Genomic DNA, 17744 nt, shown 5'->3' on the forward strand with positions numbered 1-17744 from the left:
AATATGTGAATGCCACATTTTCTCTAGTTGTCTTTTTTTCAAGTACAATTTATACCAAATTAGATGAGCTTACCCTGGAGGGAAGAGGGAAGAAGGAAGAAGGAAAATGCAATATGTTAGGGAGTTTTAGGTTGGTAGTTGCGCTTTACCACCCTTAGCGCAACTACGAAGTTTTTCAATTATCAGCCTGTGGCTTGAGTAGTAGCTGCAGCGGACATCTCTAGCTTTCCAGTTATATCCATCGTCGCCAGCTTCAGCACTTCATTAAAAGCTAAACCCCGAATTTTGAGTTCCCACCGAATGCCTTTTGCTTTCATTCGCTTGGCTTTCCGCATATCGACATCAGCAGCTTTTTGATTCAAGAGCAAATACTTCATTGCTGCTGTAGCTTCTACTTTTGTGGGAAATGCAATATAGGTGATAAATCCGCCGTCCCAGTGATTGGCGTTGCGGACACTGCTGATAGTCGCAACTCTCGGACTAAAGCGGTTCCAGTAAAAGTCGCTGTAGCCGATCGACTGTGTATTAACTTGGAGTTTGTTTGCCATCTGACTTAACTCCTATAACCTTGTGCGCGGGGTTAACAGCAGGGCTTTAATTCTGCTATTTATATTATAGCATTGGGAAGTGGGAATTGGGAGCGAATGCTGGCTGTTGTTTTACTTCCCTGATTGCTTCTGTGAAGTCGGGAAAGTAAAATATCTCCAATACCTTTAGTTTTTTTTTGTCTCGAATACAACTGCCTCAAAAAGCTCTACAAGCTTTAAGTCTGAATAAACCGATAAATACAAATACTTTTCCAGTTTCTGCCGATTTCTCGGTAAAAATAAACCTAAGCCTGATAAGTTTTTATACTTATGTCTAATTTTTGAGTCAAGTAATTCACCATGCTGTTGCACTCTCTGAATAAGAAAATTCTTTAAAAATAACAGTAAATCGTTACAAGCTGACGGACTTGCACCTGATAATTGGGTAAGTTTTTGTAAAAAGTTTGCGAAATCAACAAAGGTTTCTCCAGAGCTATGATAAACTACTACAGTATTGTTATTGGAAAAATTAACTTCAGGCCCTAAAATTGAGGATATAAAAACTTTTACAGGCACAATATCTGCTTGCAAAATAGAATCAATCACAACATTAACTTTTTCGGGGAAGTAGCGGAAATAATGATTGTTAGTCAATGTCAAACTATGGTACATATCCGGTCGTTCACAATCCATAATCTTTTTAGCTAGCTGAGATCCATCAATGTCTGGAGAATCGCTCAAATCACTTAACAATTGCTCATAATAGTAATTTGGCGCTCCAAGTTGGAGTTGAGATGAAAGCGTATACTTAGCAGTATTTTGGAAGGTATGGTGTACTTCAATATTTCCTTTATTACAATTTTGGAAAAATAATAATTCTAGATTTCCCTTTACAGAGCGGTTAAAATTCAATATAACTTGATTGATTTTTTGAAGATTCATCCATCTAATTTCTGCAATTGAAGGGGAGGTGGGATGTTCGTCGGGGCTTATTTCCATAAGTGTTCCACTATGACCTAAAAACACAATAGCCCAGCGTCTGGCTTGAAATTGAGATTGTGCCCAAGTCAGATACTCACTCAAGACTTTTGGACTACTACTATCTGCTGTTTGTAAGTATTGGGTATCAACTTTACCTTGGCTAATGATGCTTCTAGAAACTTGTGCTGCTCCACTAAAGTCTGATTGTAGGACTACCAAAACATTGTCATTTTTTACACCTTTACTTAGCATTTGAAGAATTGGTTGTCCGAATATTGAGAGATTATTGTCGTAGGGCATCCAGTATAGTAATATCCAGTCATAAGGATTTTTAACCGTACTTCCAAGCATATATTGGTCTCCCGAGTAATATATTGTTTCTATTAAAGAACTAATACTTACGGTTATCAATTTTATGGCTGCTCTTCTTTTCACATTGTCGGCTCCGGGTTGAGGATCGTCAGCTTTTGGTAGACGGTATTTTTTGCTAACTAAAACCTCAATTCATATTCAGCAGTGACGCGATTGTCTCCTTGAAAATTACTGGAACTTCTGAGTAAAAGTTTATCGCTCAATCGATAGCGCACAGTAAATTCAGTCGGTTGATTTGCTGACAAAACTCGAATGATGGAGGCTGAAATATTGCGCGTGATGTCAAACCCAACTTCTAAACCTAAACCGAGAGAACCCGCACCAGAACTGGAACTAGCTGTTTGTGCTTCGTTGCCTCTAATCCGAGTGGGAAATAAGCGAAATTCGCTCAATCCTGTGGCGTTAGTAATGGCAGATTGAATGTTGTTCAATAAACCCGCACCCGCTAAATTTGCGATCGCCAGTGTACTGTCTCCCTGTCCCAAAGTCTGCACGAAACTGCCGCCCAACAGCGCTACAATCTCTGTTTCCGATCGACTCGGAGAACTCCTCAACTCCAGACTTTCCGCCAACTGAGAAGCCCTTCCCCGCACTAACGCTTGAACTCGCACACTCCGCACATTGCCGAAACTTGTCGGTTCGTCTGCTATTTCAGAGGCTACAGATGTGCCGGGAGTGCGGAACCGCGTTACTTCCTGCACCGAAGTTGCTAATCTCACATCCAGCGTCGGATCGAGTCCTTGTGTTGGTACAAAGGTAGCAGTCTGCGGATATCCTCGATCGAGTCTAAACTGCGTTGTAAACAAATTCACCGACCCGGAAGTCAACCGAATCGTACCCTCCGGGCGAAGGTCATCTAAAGTTCCATTCACCGTCAAGCCTCCAGTCGCCTGAAAACTTAATATCGGCGCACTCGTTACCCGAATTCCCCGACCCAAATTCAGCCGCAAATCGTTCAATCCAACTTCAAAGGAAGGGGAAGTCGGAGTCGCAGGAGAAGCAGAAACCTCAGTTGTAGGGGAAGCAGAAACCTCAGTCGCAGGGGAAGCGGAAGATGTGGAATCAGAATCGGAAGCAGAAGAGGAAGAAGCTAACTCAGTTCTGCCGCCGCCGGGACTCCGGAGAAATACTTCACCGTTGTAAAGTTCAATATTACCGCTCAACTGCGGACGCCTAGCCGTGCCCCTTGCCTGCACTTGACCGACTACGCCGCCGCTGTACAATCCTCTGAGGTTCACTGCCAACTTGTCTAAATTTACAGCCAAAGGATTAGCCGCATCAACATCGCCCTCAGCAAACGGCACAGACAGCGGAATCACGCCCTGGGCGACAACTTGTCCCTGACTCAACTGTCCCCGAATTCCTTCTACCCGAATACGATCGCCCTCAAAGCGCACCGTCCCAGTCAGCCCTGTCAGCGGTTCTGGGAAGGCTCTCGCGCGGACAGTTGCATTTTCAAAATTCGCAATTCCTTGCGCTACAGGGTCTTGCAGCGTCCCTCCTACGCGAATTTGCACCTGTCCCTTGCCACTGACCCACGCAACTTGCGGAGTCAATACATTAATAATTGCCAAACCTTCATTTTGCAAATTCGCCCTCAAATCGATTTGATTGCTGTCAGCCTTCACCGCTGCAAAAGGCAACTCAAAAGGCAAACTTCCCTGCACTTCAATCGGTTCGGTTTGAGTTACCAAAGCGCTGCCGCCAAAATTCAGGCGGGCATTGCTATAACTGAAACTGGCGTCGGCTTGTTTAATCGGTTCTCCGTTTAGCGTACCCTCAAGCAAACTCAATTCCCCGGTGGCTTGCGGGTTTTCCAAACTGCCGGCCAAGTTCGCCCGCAAATTCAAATTTCCTGTGACATCCACAAAAGGCAATTCTACCAGTTTTGCCAACTCTTCCACCGGGACATTTTCTACCCGCAACTGCCCGGATTGAGCTTTTTGCCCGAGTTGTCCCGAAAAGCCGATCGCACTTTTTCCCGATCGAATTTCCAAAGGCAAAACAGTTAAGATCCCGTCCTGAAAGCTGCCTTCAATGCTGAACTTTTCAGCGACATATCTTCCCCACTGCCAGTTATCACCTTTCACGTTAAATTGAGCTTGCACACCCGTTTGCAAAGAACCGGCGACAGCAATTTCCGCACCAAAAGTGCCTTGCAATTCAGATAACGGAGGCAATTTTTCTGATGATTTCACGGCCTGCTGCTGCTGCAAAATTGTTTCAATTTCTGCCAAACGGCGCAACTGTTCGATTAGCGGCGCTTCTGGTTCTCCCACTGCTACAGTTTGCACGTCGCCACTGTCACCGTAAACCGGAGGTTTTAGCCCTCTAGCAAAGTCGCCTAAATTGAAATATTGCAAAGCGGTTAAAACCTGCTGCAAATTGCCTTGCTGGACGTTAACTTTTCCGGCAAATTGCGGGTTTGCGCCTGTTTTAACATTGCCGGAAATTAAGTATTGACCGCTGCCTTGGCGGAATATGCCATTTGTGAGAGTAGCGCTGCCGTTAGCGTAGCTGAATTCGCCTTGGAAACTGTCACCTTTAATGTAGCCGATCGCCGGTTGGGCGATCGCAATTTGTCCACTTGCTTGCAAAGTCGCCGGATTTAACGGCATCTTCCAACCGGGCACATTTACTTGTCCCGAAACCGTACCAGTTATCGGCCCCAAACCGGCCTCTTTACCGGGTGATAGATTCAAAGCAGCCAGGGGAAAATCGCTTAAATTAACTCGCAAAGTTTCACCCTCGGTTTGCCCCCTCGCCACGGATTCCCCGCGTTGAATTAAGAAAGATGTCGGCAGAAAAGATTGATTTAAAGCCACTTCGATTTTGTCTTGGCGACCGGCCAAACGCAAATCTACACTTTTCCCAGCATCCGCATTCACACTCCCCGCTAGTACCGGGTCAAAAGCGATTTGATTTACTGCTAAATTTCGCACTTCCACGTCGCCCACTAAGCTGAGGGCGGCGAGGGTTCCGGTGAGGCTGCCGGTAAAATCTACATTGCCGCGCAGGGGTGGGTTTTGCTGTAAGGAATTTTTGCCCGCCATTGTAGACAAAAATCCTAGTTGTTCTGCTGGTAAGGCTTGCAGGTTAAAGTTGGCTAGTTTGACATCCAAATCTAAGTTGGAAATTGAGGGCCCTCCTTTACCTTCGAGTTCGACGTTAACAAAGCCCTTTGCTGTCAAACCGGGAGTTGTGGCGTTCTCAATTTCTACCCGTTTGCCGTCCCAATTAAATACTGCCTCAAAAGGTTGTTTCAAAAACGGCAATTCCGAGATGCGGAAACTGCCGCCGGCGCGAACTGTTTGTGGGGAAGCGGCAATCGGGCCGGATAAATTGATGTTGCCGTTAAACAGTCCTCGAAGCTGGGGGAGATTTTGGGCACCAGAGACTACACCTTCGGTTTGCAAGCTTTGTCGCTGCGAGTCAAAGGCTTGCTGGAAGCGACTTAGAGCAATTTGCTCGCCCTCGATTGACGCGCGCCAATTCCCCGATTCGGCGCGGCCTTTAGCATTGACAATTCCTCCGCCGTTGGCGAGTCGAATTTGTCCGTCGCCGTTGGCGGTGATGCCGTTGGCGGTTAGATTATCTACTGTTCCCAAAATGCGGACTTTGCCGTCGAGGGTTCCCTCAATTTCTGGCGGTAAATCCGCTGTCAGCAAACCTGTTTCTTTGAGGGTTTGTTCTAAATTACTGACGGCAATTCCGTCTGTTTCCAGCAATGCTTGCAAGTTGCCGTTTTCCAATTTTGCCGTAGTATCGATCGCCCCGAGTCGATCGACCAAAATCCGTCCTTCTCCGCTACCACTAATTCCCTTGGCTGTCAAGTTATCCAAACTGCCCGCTGCTTGGAATTGGCCGTTAACTCTGCCGTCCAATCCTTTAGGCAAAGTCGCCGTCAGGGTCAACAGTTGGGTATTGCGGATTGTTTGTTCTAAGCGACTGAGAATAACTCGATCGGCATCGGCGAAAGCTTGCCAGCGTCTGTCTTCTAATTTACCTCTAAAAGCAAGAGTACCGTCCCCTATATTGAGTTTGCCACTGCTGCTGACGCCTATGTTAGCGGCGGTTGAATTATCAAGACTCCCGCTGGCTTGAATTTGATTGGATATTTGTCCGTCAAGCGATTGGAGATTTTGGATTTTGGATTTTAGATTGTTGATATTGGCGACTGTTTGCGGATTGTCAGCAGTGAAAGCTAAGCCCACATCTAACAGTGGCAATCCTAAATTTACCAGACGACTGATCGAAGTGCGATCGGTTTCTGCTGTTGCTTGCCAGTTTCCTGCTGTCAATTCTCCTTTTAAATTAACATTGCTGCCGGCAAGATTGAGTCTGCCACTGCCGCTGGCATTGATGGTGCTAGCCGTCAAATTGTCAAGACTTCCCGATGCTGTAATTTGACTCGATAGCAGTCCGTCAATCGATTTGAGATTTTGGATTTTGGATTTTAGATTGTTGAGATTGGCCGATTGCTGATTCTCGGGATTGAATGCTGAAGCCACATCTAAAATCGGCAATCCTAAATCTACTAAGCGGCTGATCGAAGTGCGATCGGTTTGTGCTGTTGCTTGCCACTTCCCAGCTACCAATTCTCCGTTTAAATTCACATTGCTGTCGGCAAAATTGAGCCTACCGTTGCCACTAACATTGATGCCGCCCGCCGTCAAATTGTCAACATTGCCCGACGACGCTCGAAATTCACCTGCTAGCTGCCCGCCTAGCGATTTTAGATTTTGGATTTTGGATTTTAGATTGTCGAGATTGGCGGCGGTTGAAGTGTTAGAATTAGCACGTGCTAAAAACGGCAATCCAATATCAATCAATTGATTGACAGCTACTTTCTCAGTGTTGCCAAAAACTTGCCAGTGGCCCGATTCTAGTTCGCCATTAACATCAACAATACTGTCAGCAATATTCAGCCTTCCTTTGCCCGTCGCAGCGATCGCATTTAAACTCAAATCGTCCAGGGTTCCCGCAGCTTCGGCGGTTCCGCTGAACAAACCAACCCGTTCAGGAGGCAAATTAAGGTTGGGCAGGATTTGCTGCAAACTGTTTATATCCACGCCATTGCCGGTGATCACAGCTTGCCACCGGCGGTCTTTTAGCGCAGCATCCACGTTAACAGAAGCGTCGCCAATTTTCACAACCGTATTTTGCAAATCCGCCGAATTGCCTCCGGCTCGAATTTCGCCCGCTGCGGGGAAAGTCCCTTGCGGTGCTTGCCATTGAACTCTAGCTTGAATGTTATCTAACGGGCCGAAAATTTGAGCTTTTGCGGAGACAGTGCCAATTTTAACAGTAGCAGGAATCGGGAGAGCGTAAATTTGGGCGATCGCATCTGCCGGCACGTTTTCAGCTTGGAAGTCAAACACCAAACCAGATCGCGAATTCTTACTTTTTAAAGCAATATCAACTTCACCTTTGCCGCCAATTTTACCCCCCGCTGCCGGCACTACCAAAATATCGCTCAAAGTCACAGCTAAAGAGGAAAACGGGGGAATAGAAGATTGAGAATTAGGATTTGGGGTTTGAGCTATTCTCCCGCGTTCCAATTTGAAATTAGTGCTAATATTGTTTAATTGCAGTCGATCGACCGTAGCGGGTTTTGTCGAGGCGATCGTACCTGTCAGCACCGGCATTGCAATTGTTCCAGTCAGCTTGGCATCCGCCTTCACTTCCCCCGCAAAAGCCACGGGTAATACTACTTTCTGTCCTAACTCTGTCTCCACCGCACTGACAACACTTGCCAAAGCAACTGGTTGCACGTTAGTTATCAGATTGAAGTTAGCTTGTTCCAAGTTAAAATTAGTTCCAGTGGCAACTGTTCCTGCTACTTTCAGCGGAATTAAACCGTAATTAGCGACCAGACTATCGACAATCAAATTAGTTCCCTGAAACCGCAACTGACCGCTGCTATTTTGTACTATCTGTTTCAGGGGAGAAATACTCGCTTGCACTCCTCCAAAACTAGCGGTTCCAGTAATTCCCGATACTTTATTGTCTCGCACTTGCACGGTCAAATTCCCATTAGCAAGACCTTTTTGTAAATAAATGCTGGGAAGCTTCAGCAAGCGAGCGAGGTCGGGCAAAGGCAAATTTTGACCTTGCAACTGCACGTTAGTTTGAGCCGCTGGTAACAAAGAATCCGCTTTTACTATAAAATTATCGCTATTAGTAAACTGACCGTTTAGTTCGTAGAGAACGCGCTGATTTTGGTCGCGAAATAGAACACTGCCATTTTTCAAGCTTACAGAAATCGGAGCGGAAGTTTTCTGTCCAACTGCGGGACTCGGCACCAAAACTGCAGCGACATTTTCAGCTCGAATTGCCTCAACTTCAGTTTTAAATAAACCCGGAGATTTCCGCTCCGCAGTTGGAAGATTAACCCAGCGGCCTTTAGCATCCTGTTCGATATAAGCGTTGGGTTTAACTAAGGTAATATCTAATTTGAGAGTGCGGTTGAACAGCAGTGGCCAGATTGAAAATTGCACTTCCACTGCTTCTGTAGAAGCATAATCCGGATCGGTAGCAGTTGCAGGTAAAGTCGATCGGCCAAACCGCAAACTTGTCAGAGAAAATCTCTCCAAACGTCCGAGTTGCACAGGCCGCTTCAGCAACTGACTGACTTCAGTTTCCACCAAAGGAGCTAACTTTTCCCGCACCCACTGGTATCCTAGCGCCGCGCCAACCAAGGCGATAATGCCCAATCCCGTACCGCTAAGCAGCACCAGACGCCACCAGCGGCGGTGGGGGCGGGGTGCGAGTTGATTTTTGTCATCGTCCGAATTAGTCATGGGTGTTTCTCAGAAATCAGAGAATTCAGGAATTAAGGGAATCAGCCGATTTTAGACAGGTATAATTTCTGTGATTCGCCAGCGTGTCTTCTGCCTTTGGTAGACTCACAAGTGAGGTCGGAAGTGCCGATCGGGCCCAACGAAGGCCGAAGGCACGCCCCCACTACAGGGTAGACTCCAGAAACCTTTACCGAACTTAATCAAAACACGCAACATCACCTAAAACCAAGTCCTCCAACTCCCCCAAATCCTCTAGATTTCCCTCGCAGTGCAGGATCGGTGGTCAATATAAAATCTAAAATATAAAACCAAGTCGTCCAAATGCGCCAATTCCTTTCGATCCCGCCAGTGCAGGATCGGTGGTCAATCTAAAATCTAAAATAGAAAATTTAAAATCGGTTGCCCGATCGCTTCTAAGATAAAAAAACGGTGGTTAAGAAGGTCTTTAAAACTTATGCGAGTGTTCGTCTTACTCTTCAATGCCCGCACCGAGAATGAGGGAATTCATACCATTCAACTCGGCGATCGCAATAAAGTTCTGATGTTTGAGTCAGAAGACGACGCCACCCGCTTTGGCGTGATGTTGGAAGCTCAGGATTTCCCCGAGCCCACTGTCGAGGCGATCGACGATGACGAAATTAAAGAGTTCTGCAACAGTGTTGATTATGATTGGGAACTGATACCAGCGGGGGCGCTGGAGATTCCGCCAGAAAACAATGTAACACAGACTCAGTGGCAGCCGGAGCCCGAGCCGGATCTCGATCTGGATTCTGAGGTTTCCCAAAACGAACTGGATTCTATTCGCCGCCGACTCGAAGGACTTTTGTAAAAGTCATTAGTCATTAGTCATTAGTCAGCAGTTATTGGTAATGGGTAATGGGTAATGGGTAATTGCCTCTCTCTCGGAAGTAGATTTAGCCGATCGCCAGAACCGCAAATTTCGAGCCTTTGAGTCACGACTTCACCAAGCTCACCAGCGGCGGGCCGGCAATGCGTACCCTATTGTGTACACCTAATGACTAATGACAATGACTAATGACCAATGACCAATGACCAATGACTAATGACTAATCAAAAAACATGAAAAATTTGGAAGAACGGGGCCATCTGCTGACTGAACAGGTGAATACCAACAGCGAGAATTTAGACCAACTCAGTTCGATCGAATTAGTGGACTTGTTCAACCGAGAAGACGCCCAAACCTTAATCGCGATCGCCCGCGCCCGCGAACAGTTAGCCCAAGCGATCGACATTGCAGCCGAGTCTCTACGTCAAGGAGGTCGCCTGTTTTATGTCGGTGCGGGTACTTCCGGGCGTTTGGGGGTGCTCGATGCGGCCGAGTGTCCCCCCACCTTCTGCACGCCGCCAGAACTCGTACAGGGCATAATTGCCGGGGGTGCGGGGGCTTTGGTGCGGAGTTCGGAGGATTTGGAGGATCGGGCTGAAGATGGGGCTGAGGCGATCGCCCACCGTCACATTACCAACTTAGATGTGGTTGTCGGCATTACGGCTGGAGGTACGACGCCGTTTGTCGCGGGCGCTTTGCAGGCGGCGCGCCAGCGGGGGGCGAAGACTGTGTTTATGGCCTGCGTACCCGTCGAACAAGTGAATTTTGAGGCTGATGTTGATATTCGGTTGTTGGTTGGCCCGGAGGTAGTGGCGGGTTCGACGCGCTTGAAAGCCGGTACAGTAACAAAAATGGCTTTAAATATCATTTCGACTGGGGTAATGGTGAAGCTGGGGAAGGTTTACGGCAATCGGATGGTTGACGTGGCGGTTACTAATAAGAAATTGCGCGATCGGGCTGTGCGGATGTTGCAGGATTTGACTGATTTAAACCGGGATGAGGCGGGTTTTTTGCTCGAAAAAAGTGGCAAGTCTGTAAAATTAGCTTTGATGATGCACTGGACTAATTTGGAGAAGGAAGAGTGCGATCGAATTCTGGGCGAGTTTCAAGGGAATTTGCGATCGGCTGTGGCATCAATTAGTCAGTAGTCATCAGTCATTAGTCAACAGTCAACACTCAACAGTCATTAGTCAACAGTCATTAGTCCTTTGCAATATCGATTCAAAAAATTGTGAAATCTCTTCAGTGGATCTGAGGTGATACACACTTTTGGTTTTTTGAGCGCGATCGACATACTCGCGATATCTGGGAGTCAAATACTTGTGACACAACCAAAGAGCACGGTAACTATTAATTGAACTCTTCAAGATCGGACTGTTTTGGGGCCAGCCTTCTGGCGGTATAAACTTACCTGTAATCAGCCGTTTAGTCACCCACCAAAAATGCACGTATAGGGGCAGATCTACAAAAACCAGAGTATCTGCCTCGTTGAGTCGAAGCCAGACGGTTTCCATACAACCAAAACCGTCTATAATCCATCGGTCAGTAGCCAAAATTTTCTCATGGGTATGCTTATATTCTTCATTTGGAACCTCAGCGCCCCTAGATTGATATTGAATCTTATCCAAGGCGTAAAGTGGCAAACCAATGATTTCTGATAATCTCTTGCTGAGAGTTGATTTACCGCCTCCAGCGTTGCCAAACACGGCTACTTTTTTCATAGTTACCCCTCTTAGTAATGATGCAGTTTGTAGCAAGATTTTGGAGAATTGCTATAACAACTGAAGTAGTAGGGTGCGTCCGCTTCGACAATCTGGGCTACCCATCCAATCCCTACCAACTGACGCACCTTACAAGCTGCATAGGTGAAATTTTACACTACCGATTCCGCGTTACCCATTCACAAAAACGCTCGATGTAAGCTGGCTTTGACTTACACCCTGCACGATTCCCAAATAATTGTTCCCCGACTTAATCGCCGTAGAAGCGACGCTTGCACCTCCATCCAACTGCAAAGTCACAGCTTCAAAAGTCAAATTTGCAAATCCGATACCGTCAGTCAAACCAATTTTATCCCCAGCCCCTAAATCGACAATTACATCCGCACTTATTAAAGTAGCCGAAGCAGACAAACCTCCTGCTAAGATAAACGTATCATTTCCGTCGCCACCCGTCAGAATATCTTGCCCGCGATCGCCCGCCAACAAATCGTCACCGTTACCGCCCATCAAGATATCATCTTCTTTGCCGCCGCGAATAGTATCGTTGCCGTCTCCTCCAATTAGTCGATCGTTATCGTTGTTGCCGCTGATAAAATCATTGCCAACACCGCCATCAATTAAATCTGATTCTTTGCCGCCGGATAAGCTGTCATTGCCTCCTGCGCCATTAATTGTATCCGCGCCTTGCATTCCATTAATGCTATCAACACCTTCTCCCCCGGTGATATTGTCTTTGCCGGAAAGGGCAAAAATTGGCAATCCCGCAGCATTTGTCGGTATTTGAGTATCGGCACTATCTGATAGGAAATAATTGCCGCCGCTGGCTGTATTTTTGGGTGCTTGTGTCGGGCTGCCGTCCCCTGTAGCATTGGGTATTGGCGAAGTAATAGATATAGTGTTTGGTGTGGGAGTTGGTGTCGGTGTTGGTGCGGGATTGACACTACCGTCAAGAGAAGTCGCAAAAACTTGCGTCCAATAGTGATTCCAATTTTCTGTGCCAGTATCGTCGGCTAAGAAATAGTAACCAATCCCAATTTCTTTGAGATTCGGGTTAAGAATGTTAGCCCGGTGGCCGCTGCTGTTCATCCACGATGATACAACTTGTTCGGGTGTAGAAGAGCCCGCAGCGATGTTTTCTGCTGCCGCTGAGAATTGATAGCCCGTTGCAGAAATCCGACTTCCTAATGACGAACCATCTTTTCCGGTATGGGAAAAGAAGTCTTGTAGTGCCATGTTTTGGCTGTGATTTTCCGCTGCATTTAGTAACTGAGTATTTAAGGTTAGCGGGGACAAACCTAATTTGCTGCGTTCGATGTTGGTAAGTTCTAAAACTCTATTAATAAAGTTTTGATTGGTTGGGCTTGGTGCTACTTGAGAGGCCGATCGCTCTCCTGTTAAAATGTCCAAGGACTGAGAACCGGAATTTTGTAGTTGTTCAAGCATGGGGACGATCAACAGTTTTAAGACATGGTTTTGCTGGTAGATTGCTTACCGTCTTAACGATAGTTTCCCCGATCGCTAGCTGGCTGGACACAATTCAATAATTGTGTTAATCCCTGCCGCTGCTGTATCTATTTTGATTATAGCGGTTGTCAAAGTGTGGATGTCAAGAGCCCGGCTATGATTGGGAAAGGGAAGAGTACGCTCGAATTTAAGGAGAGTTTCAAAGCAATTTGCGATCGCCCGTGGCATCAATACAATTTTAGATTTTAGATTTTAAATTTTAGATTTTTCCTGATTAGTAAGGTTTGCGCTACGCACCCAGCGTGTTGGCTGGCTGGCTAGAAACCCGGTTTCTACGAGTTTTGCAGAGAGGAACGACAAATATAGAAAGAAACCGGGTTTCTGAATTCTGTGTGCGATCGCCAACTAAGTTTTTAGTAGAATCCTCACAAAAAAATCTAAATTAATTCAAAATTCACAACCGCGCAGGGTTGTTCGGGATCACAAAAGCAATCTCAAGATTTCAAACTATTTTCTTGTCCGACTTTAGCCTCCTGAGCAACTTGCTCAACCTCATCTTTGGCGAGAATTTCCAAAGCTGTCTGTGCTTCTACCCCGCCCAACCGCCCCAAAGCTTGGGCGACTCTGTAACGGATCTGCCAATCTGCATTGGAAGCGTAGGGAAGCAGCAGCGGCAGCGCGCGTTTATCTCCCAATTCACCTAATGCGCTGATGGCAATGGTTTGGATCAATTCATTTTCAGAATTCAGGGCATTTTCTAACATGGGAAAGGCTTTCGGATCTCCCATTTCTCCCAAAGCCGCGACGATGCTCAGTTGTACCAGCCATTCAGAGGTACTGCTATAAACTTGCTGCAAATCTTCTAAAGCATCGGTTAATTTCAATGCGCCCAAAGCATCGGCTGCTGCTGCTTGCACGTCGGGTTCGGGGTCGTTGTTCAGGCTGTTTCGCAGTACCTCTAAAGCGTTCGGCAGATTCTGCGTGCCGAGGGTTGATAATTGGCTGACTGCTGCGTAGCGAACCCGGACGTTTTTATCGCCGATCGCAATTTGAATTAGTTTATAGGCGATCGCGGGTTCTAGTTGCCGCAGTTGGTTGACTGCTCGCAGTCTTTCGCCAAAATCCTCGGAATTCAGCAATTGTTCGACAGACTCAGGGGTAATGCTCATCGGATTTTAGATTTTAGATTTTAGATTTGGTAATTGGTAATTGCCAAAAGCGAGCGAGATTTAAGGAGCGATCGACTCATTTTCTGATACAGTCCTGGAACTGCAACAGTTAATTTAAGATTCGGCAGCCATGGATCGGATAATATCTCCCCTAGTGAGGATGCCGATTACTTTGCCCGCAGTATCCAGCACTGGCAATCGGTGGATACTGCGATCGTGCATCAGTTTGGCAGCTTCTTGGATAGATTTGTCGGGCTCGATGGTAACTGGGTCTGTACTCATCGCTTCTCCTACTGTTTGTCCTAAAGCCTTGTGGAGTTCTCGCTCGTAACGAGATGGATTTTCCAAATAAATCACGCTGTCGAGCACCATGATATAAGCGGGCGGAGTTACGCCGGTTTCCCGCCACATCAAGTCGGTTTCGGAGATGACTCCTACCAACAAGTCATTCTCATCTACGACGGGAAGACCGCTAATGCGTCGATCAGCTAAAATTTTAATCGCTTCGTTCAATGGCATTTCGGGTCGCGCCAAAATCGGGTCGCGGCTCATTACATCGGCTACTGTTTTTGGCATGATTAGCGGTTGATTGAGTTATCTCTCCTTATCGATCATATAGGGAAAGCGTGACACAGACTGAAGAAAGGCAGCTCTGCTGAAGGGATTCGTTAGAAGGTAGAAGGAAGGAAAAAGTTTGAGTGCCAGAATTTTGCTGTTTTTTTCGATCGCACTATAAAATTCTGCGCTTTGCCTCCCTCCGGCGAGCGATCGGCCTGACAAGATTGTTAAGATATCTTAAAGAGCGGATAAATCCTTACCAATGCCAGAATCTCCAGCCCGAGAACCAGAATCCCAACCCGAAGCGCGCTGTGTATTGGTTTGCCAGTATCAATCTTGCCTGAAAAATGGTTCAGCAGCAGTGCTAGCTGCTTTTGAAGCTCAACAAGTTGCAGGGGTGAAAGTTGAGGCTAGTAGCTGTCAGGGACAGTGCACCACTGGCCCGACTGTACGAGTTACCCCGGACGAAATTTGGTATTGTCGAGTTAAACCGAGTGATGTACCGTTGATTGTGGAACAGCACCTCAAAGAGGGAAAACCTGTAGAGGCGCTGTTCAATCCGAGAATTCATGCGCGTTATTATTATTAATATTGAATTGATTCGGTGACACTTCTAAGCTCGGGCGCATCTAAATTTTAATAGTTATTGGTAAGGAATTGGCACTTTGAAAATCCAAGGAATTGCGCTTAGTTTGTTAGTCCTAATTCTGGGGCGTCCGTCGGCGGTTGCTGCTCAAACGTCTGCGGTTGCTGGGGATATTTGTCCTGGGGAATTGGGAACCCAAGTAGATGCGATCGCCAACCGTCCCGAATTTAGTCGATCGCGCTGGGGCATTTTGATTCAACCTCTATCTTCTACTACTACTCTCTACAGCCGCGACGCCACCAAATATTTTATTCCAGCATCAAATGCCAAGCTGCTAACTACAGCGGCTGCTTTGCAGAAACTCGGTGCAGACTTTCGGATTAAGACATCGGTTTACAGCGGCGAAAATGGCAGTTTGTACGTTGCCGGCAGGGGAGATCCGAGCATTGCTGAGGCTCAGTTAAAATCATTGGCGCAGCAGTTGAAAAGTCGCGGAATTAGTCAAGTTAACGAGTTGATTGGCGATGACAGCTATTTTCAAGGCAGTGCAGTCAATCCGAATTGGGAATGGGAAGACGCGCAAGCTGGCTACGGAGCGCCGATTAACAGTTTAATTTTCAATCAAAACGCGATCGACCTTCTCTTGTCCCCGCAGGATCTCGGGCAACCTCTGAAAGTTACTTTTGCCGAACCAAAGCTGGCAAATCAGTGGCAAATTCAAAACAATTCAGTAACAGTCGCCCAAAACGAATCCGAGTTTATTGAAGTTGGTCGGGAGTTCGATCGACCTATAATTCGGGTTAGCGGACAGTTGAAAGTTGGTGGCGAACCTGAATCAGCTTATGTCGCAGTTGTCAACCCCGCTAATAATTTTTTGCAGCAGTTTCAGCAAGTTCTGGCGGCTGAGGGAATTCCTGTTAAACAGGCTTTAGTTGCCTCGGCTTCTCGCAATTTTAATCAAGAAGTAGCGACCGTTGAATCGCCGCCGCTGGCGGAATTGGTGAGAAAAACTAATCGCGAAAGCAACAATCTTTATGCAGAAGTTTTATTGAGATTGCTGGGAAAAGTTACAGACAAGATGCCTGTGCCACAAGAGGATACAGGTGAAATGGGTTTGAAAGAGTTAAAAACAGTTTTAACTCAATTAGGAGTAAATCCAAACAGCTACATATTAGCCGACGGTTCGGGCTTGTCTCGGCACAATTTAATTAGTCCAGAAGCTTTGGTGCAAACTTTGAGATTTATGGCCAATTCACCTGCTGCATCTATTTACCGCCAGTCACTGCCGATCGCTGGCGAGAACGGCACTTTGAAAAATCGCTTCAATAATACACCAAACCGCGTAATTTTGCAAGCAAAAACAGGAACTTTGAGCGGAGTTTCCGCGCTGTCGGGATATATCGAAGTTCCGAATTACGAACCGCTGGTGTTTAGCATTATCGTCAATCAATCTGACCTATCGGCTGCAAAAATGCGATCGGCAACGGACGAAATTGTGCTATTATTGAATCGCCTGCGCCGCTGTTAAAACAATACATTTAAGGTGATAAACTTCAACTCAGTAGTTACACCTAAAACACAGGACACCCCAAAACCTTACAAGTTTTAAGTTTAATTAGATTGCACCAACGGGGATCGAAAAGCAGCTACAATAAAAGTAGAAAAATTAAAACCACTGGGCCGTTTCAGCCTGCTACCAGTCGGCGGGTTGTGTACTTCCCGAAAATAAGTCTAACTTTCCAACTATGAATTCTTTCGATTCCGAACAGCAACACATCTTTGTCGAAACCAATAACATCCGCCTGCACTGCGTTTCTCAAGGAGAAGGCGAGCTCGTTCTCCTCCTGCATGGGTTTCCAGAGTTTTGGTACTCTTGGCGTCATCAAATCCCTGCTTTAGCGCGTCATTTCAAGGTAGTAGTGCCGGATTTGCGGGGCTACAACGATTCCGACAAGCCGGAAAGCGGCTATGATTTAGATACGCTGAGCGCGGATATTCGCGGTTTGATTTCGAGCCTCGGTTATACAAAAGCTCACGTTGTAGGTCATGATTGGGGAGGGGCGATTGCGTGGCACTTAGCTCAAAAATTCCCCGAACAACTCAACCGCTTGGCAATTTTAAACGCTCCGCACCCGCAGCGATTCATGCAGGAAATGGCGAGCAATTTAGATCAAATCCGCCGCAGTTGGTACGTTTTGGCATTTCAGGTTCCCGGCATTCCGGAATTGTTGATCCGGCAAAACTTGAAAGATTTTGTTCACAATGTTTTCCAAGGACAAGCTGTTCGCAAAGGATCTTTTAGCGCTGAGGAAACTAAGATTTATCAGACTGCTTTAGAAAAGCCGGGAGTATTAGCCGCCGCTATCAATTATTACCGGCAGATGTTTCATCCGCAGAGGCTTTGGAATTTGGGGCAGAAATTAGAACCTGTGACAGTGCCTACTTTGGTGCTTTGGGGAGAAGATGATGCGTTTTTGAGCCACAAACTTGTAGAAGGTTTAGACAGATTAATTACGGCTCCGTTTAAGTTGAAATTAGTTCCTCACTGTGGTCACTGGATTCAGCAGGAAGCGCCGCAAACGGTGAATCGAGAATTGCTGAGTTTTCTGAGAAATTCTTCTCGTTCTGTGGCTTTGGCATAGAACCCACATTCCGCAGATATTCAAGCAGAAGGAAAGGAAGATAGATTCGGAAACACAAAACTCCCAAACGATTG

12 protein-coding genes are annotated in these 17744 nt (G+C 46.5%); 5 read left to right on the plus strand and 7 right to left on the minus strand.

The annotated features are described in order from the left end of the window. Window positions 1–182 precede the first annotated feature (182 nt). The 3 genes from QUA04_RS24240 to QUA04_RS24250 form a co-directional block, all read right to left on the minus strand. Window positions 183–548 (minus strand): hypothetical protein, encoded by a 366-nt coding sequence (locus QUA04_RS24240; protein WP_333261805.1) that lies wholly within the window; start codon window positions 546–548, stop codon window positions 183–185. Window positions 549–713: 165 nt separating this feature from the next. Next, complete coding sequence (locus QUA04_RS24245; RefSeq protein ID WP_333261808.1) at window positions 714–1859, minus strand: clostripain-related cysteine peptidase; 1146 nt, start codon at window positions 1857–1859, stop codon at window positions 714–716. A 140-nt stretch (window positions 1860–1999) separates the two neighbouring features. After that, window positions 2000–8683: a translocation/assembly module TamB domain-containing protein gene (locus QUA04_RS24250; RefSeq protein WP_333261811.1), complete on the minus strand. Its 6684-nt coding sequence runs from the start codon at window positions 8681–8683 to the stop codon at window positions 2000–2002. 454 nt (window positions 8684–9137) lie between these two features. Here QUA04_RS24250 and QUA04_RS24255 point away from each other — a divergent pair, with 454 nt between their 5' ends. Together QUA04_RS24255 and murQ are read left to right on the plus strand one after the other, a co-directional pair. After that, window positions 9138–9512 carry a DUF3110 domain-containing protein gene (locus QUA04_RS24255; RefSeq protein WP_333261814.1) on the plus strand — a complete coding sequence of 125 codons (375 nt, stop codon included), beginning with the start codon at window positions 9138–9140 and terminating at the stop codon, window positions 9510–9512. 251 nt (window positions 9513–9763) lie between these two features. Further along, a complete protein-coding gene (gene murQ / locus QUA04_RS24260; protein ID WP_333261817.1) occupies window positions 9764–10678 on the plus strand; it encodes an N-acetylmuramic acid 6-phosphate etherase in 915 nt (304 codons plus the stop codon). A 42-nt stretch (window positions 10679–10720) separates the two neighbouring features. Here the strand turns inward: murQ and QUA04_RS24265 are convergent, their stop codons facing one another. The 4 genes from QUA04_RS24265 to QUA04_RS24280 form a co-directional block, all read right to left on the minus strand. Beyond that, on the minus strand, window positions 10721–11251 hold the full coding sequence (locus tag QUA04_RS24265) for an adenylate kinase (protein WP_333261820.1): 531 nt from the start codon (window positions 11249–11251) through the stop codon (window positions 10721–10723). Between the two features lie 171 nt (window positions 11252–11422). After that, window positions 11423–12694: a CAP domain-containing protein gene (locus QUA04_RS24270; RefSeq protein ID WP_333261823.1), complete on the minus strand. Its 1272-nt coding sequence runs from the start codon at window positions 12692–12694 to the stop codon at window positions 11423–11425. 515 nt (window positions 12695–13209) lie between these two features. Further along, a complete protein-coding gene (gene nblB / locus QUA04_RS24275; RefSeq protein ID WP_333261826.1) occupies window positions 13210–13884 on the minus strand; it encodes a phycobilisome degradation protein NblB in 675 nt (224 codons plus the stop codon). Window positions 13885–13998: 114 nt separating this feature from the next. After that, window positions 13999–14460, minus strand: coding sequence for a CBS domain-containing protein (locus QUA04_RS24280; RefSeq protein WP_333261828.1), 462 nt, complete (start codon window positions 14458–14460; stop codon window positions 13999–14001). 244 nt (window positions 14461–14704) lie between these two features. On the opposite strand from QUA04_RS24280, the gene QUA04_RS24285 reads away from it, so the two are divergent. From QUA04_RS24285 to QUA04_RS24295, 3 genes are all read left to right on the plus strand, one after another. Beyond that, window positions 14705–15031, plus strand: a complete 327-nt coding sequence (locus QUA04_RS24285) for a (2Fe-2S) ferredoxin domain-containing protein (protein WP_333261831.1) — start codon at window positions 14705–14707, stop codon at window positions 15029–15031. An 82-nt stretch (window positions 15032–15113) separates the two neighbouring features. Next, a complete protein-coding gene (dacB, locus tag QUA04_RS24290; RefSeq protein ID WP_445242360.1) occupies window positions 15114–16556 on the plus strand; it encodes a D-alanyl-D-alanine carboxypeptidase/D-alanyl-D-alanine endopeptidase in 1443 nt (480 codons plus the stop codon). A 217-nt stretch (window positions 16557–16773) separates the two neighbouring features. Next, a complete protein-coding gene (locus QUA04_RS24295; RefSeq protein WP_333261837.1) occupies window positions 16774–17670 on the plus strand; it encodes an alpha/beta hydrolase in 897 nt (298 codons plus the stop codon). Window positions 17671–17744: the final 74 nt, after the last annotated feature.

This window comes from Microcoleus sp. S13_C5 (genome assembly GCF_036700845.1).
GTDB lineage: Bacteria > Cyanobacteriota > Cyanobacteriia > Cyanobacteriales > Microcoleaceae > Microcoleus.

Coding starts and splice junctions, on each gene's coding strand:
- QUA04_RS24280 (WP_333261828.1), bottom strand. CDS start 14,460: ATGCCAAAAACAGTAGCCGATGTAATGAGCCGCGACCCGATTTTGGCG.
- QUA04_RS24265 (WP_333261820.1), bottom strand. CDS start 11,251: ATGAAAAAAGTAGCCGTGTTTGGCAACGCTGGAGGCGGTAAATCAACT.
- murQ (WP_333261817.1), top strand. CDS start 9,764: ATGAAAAATTTGGAAGAACGGGGCCATCTGCTGACTGAACAGGTGAAT.
- QUA04_RS24250 (WP_333261811.1), bottom strand. CDS start 8,683: ATGACTAATTCGGACGATGACAAAAATCAACTCGCACCCCGCCCCCAC.
- QUA04_RS24270 (WP_333261823.1), bottom strand. CDS start 12,694: ATGCTTGAACAACTACAAAATTCCGGTTCTCAGTCCTTGGACATTTTA.
- nblB (WP_333261826.1), bottom strand. CDS start 13,884: ATGAGCATTACCCCTGAGTCTGTCGAACAATTGCTGAATTCCGAGGAT.
- QUA04_RS24295 (WP_333261837.1), top strand. CDS start 16,774: ATGAATTCTTTCGATTCCGAACAGCAACACATCTTTGTCGAAACCAAT.
- QUA04_RS24255 (WP_333261814.1), top strand. CDS start 9,138: ATGCGAGTGTTCGTCTTACTCTTCAATGCCCGCACCGAGAATGAGGGA.
- QUA04_RS24285 (WP_333261831.1), top strand. CDS start 14,705: ATGCCAGAATCTCCAGCCCGAGAACCAGAATCCCAACCCGAAGCGCGC.
- QUA04_RS24245 (WP_333261808.1), bottom strand. CDS start 1,859: ATGCTTGGAAGTACGGTTAAAAATCCTTATGACTGGATATTACTATAC.
- QUA04_RS24240 (WP_333261805.1), bottom strand. CDS start 548: ATGGCAAACAAACTCCAAGTTAATACACAGTCGATCGGCTACAGCGAC.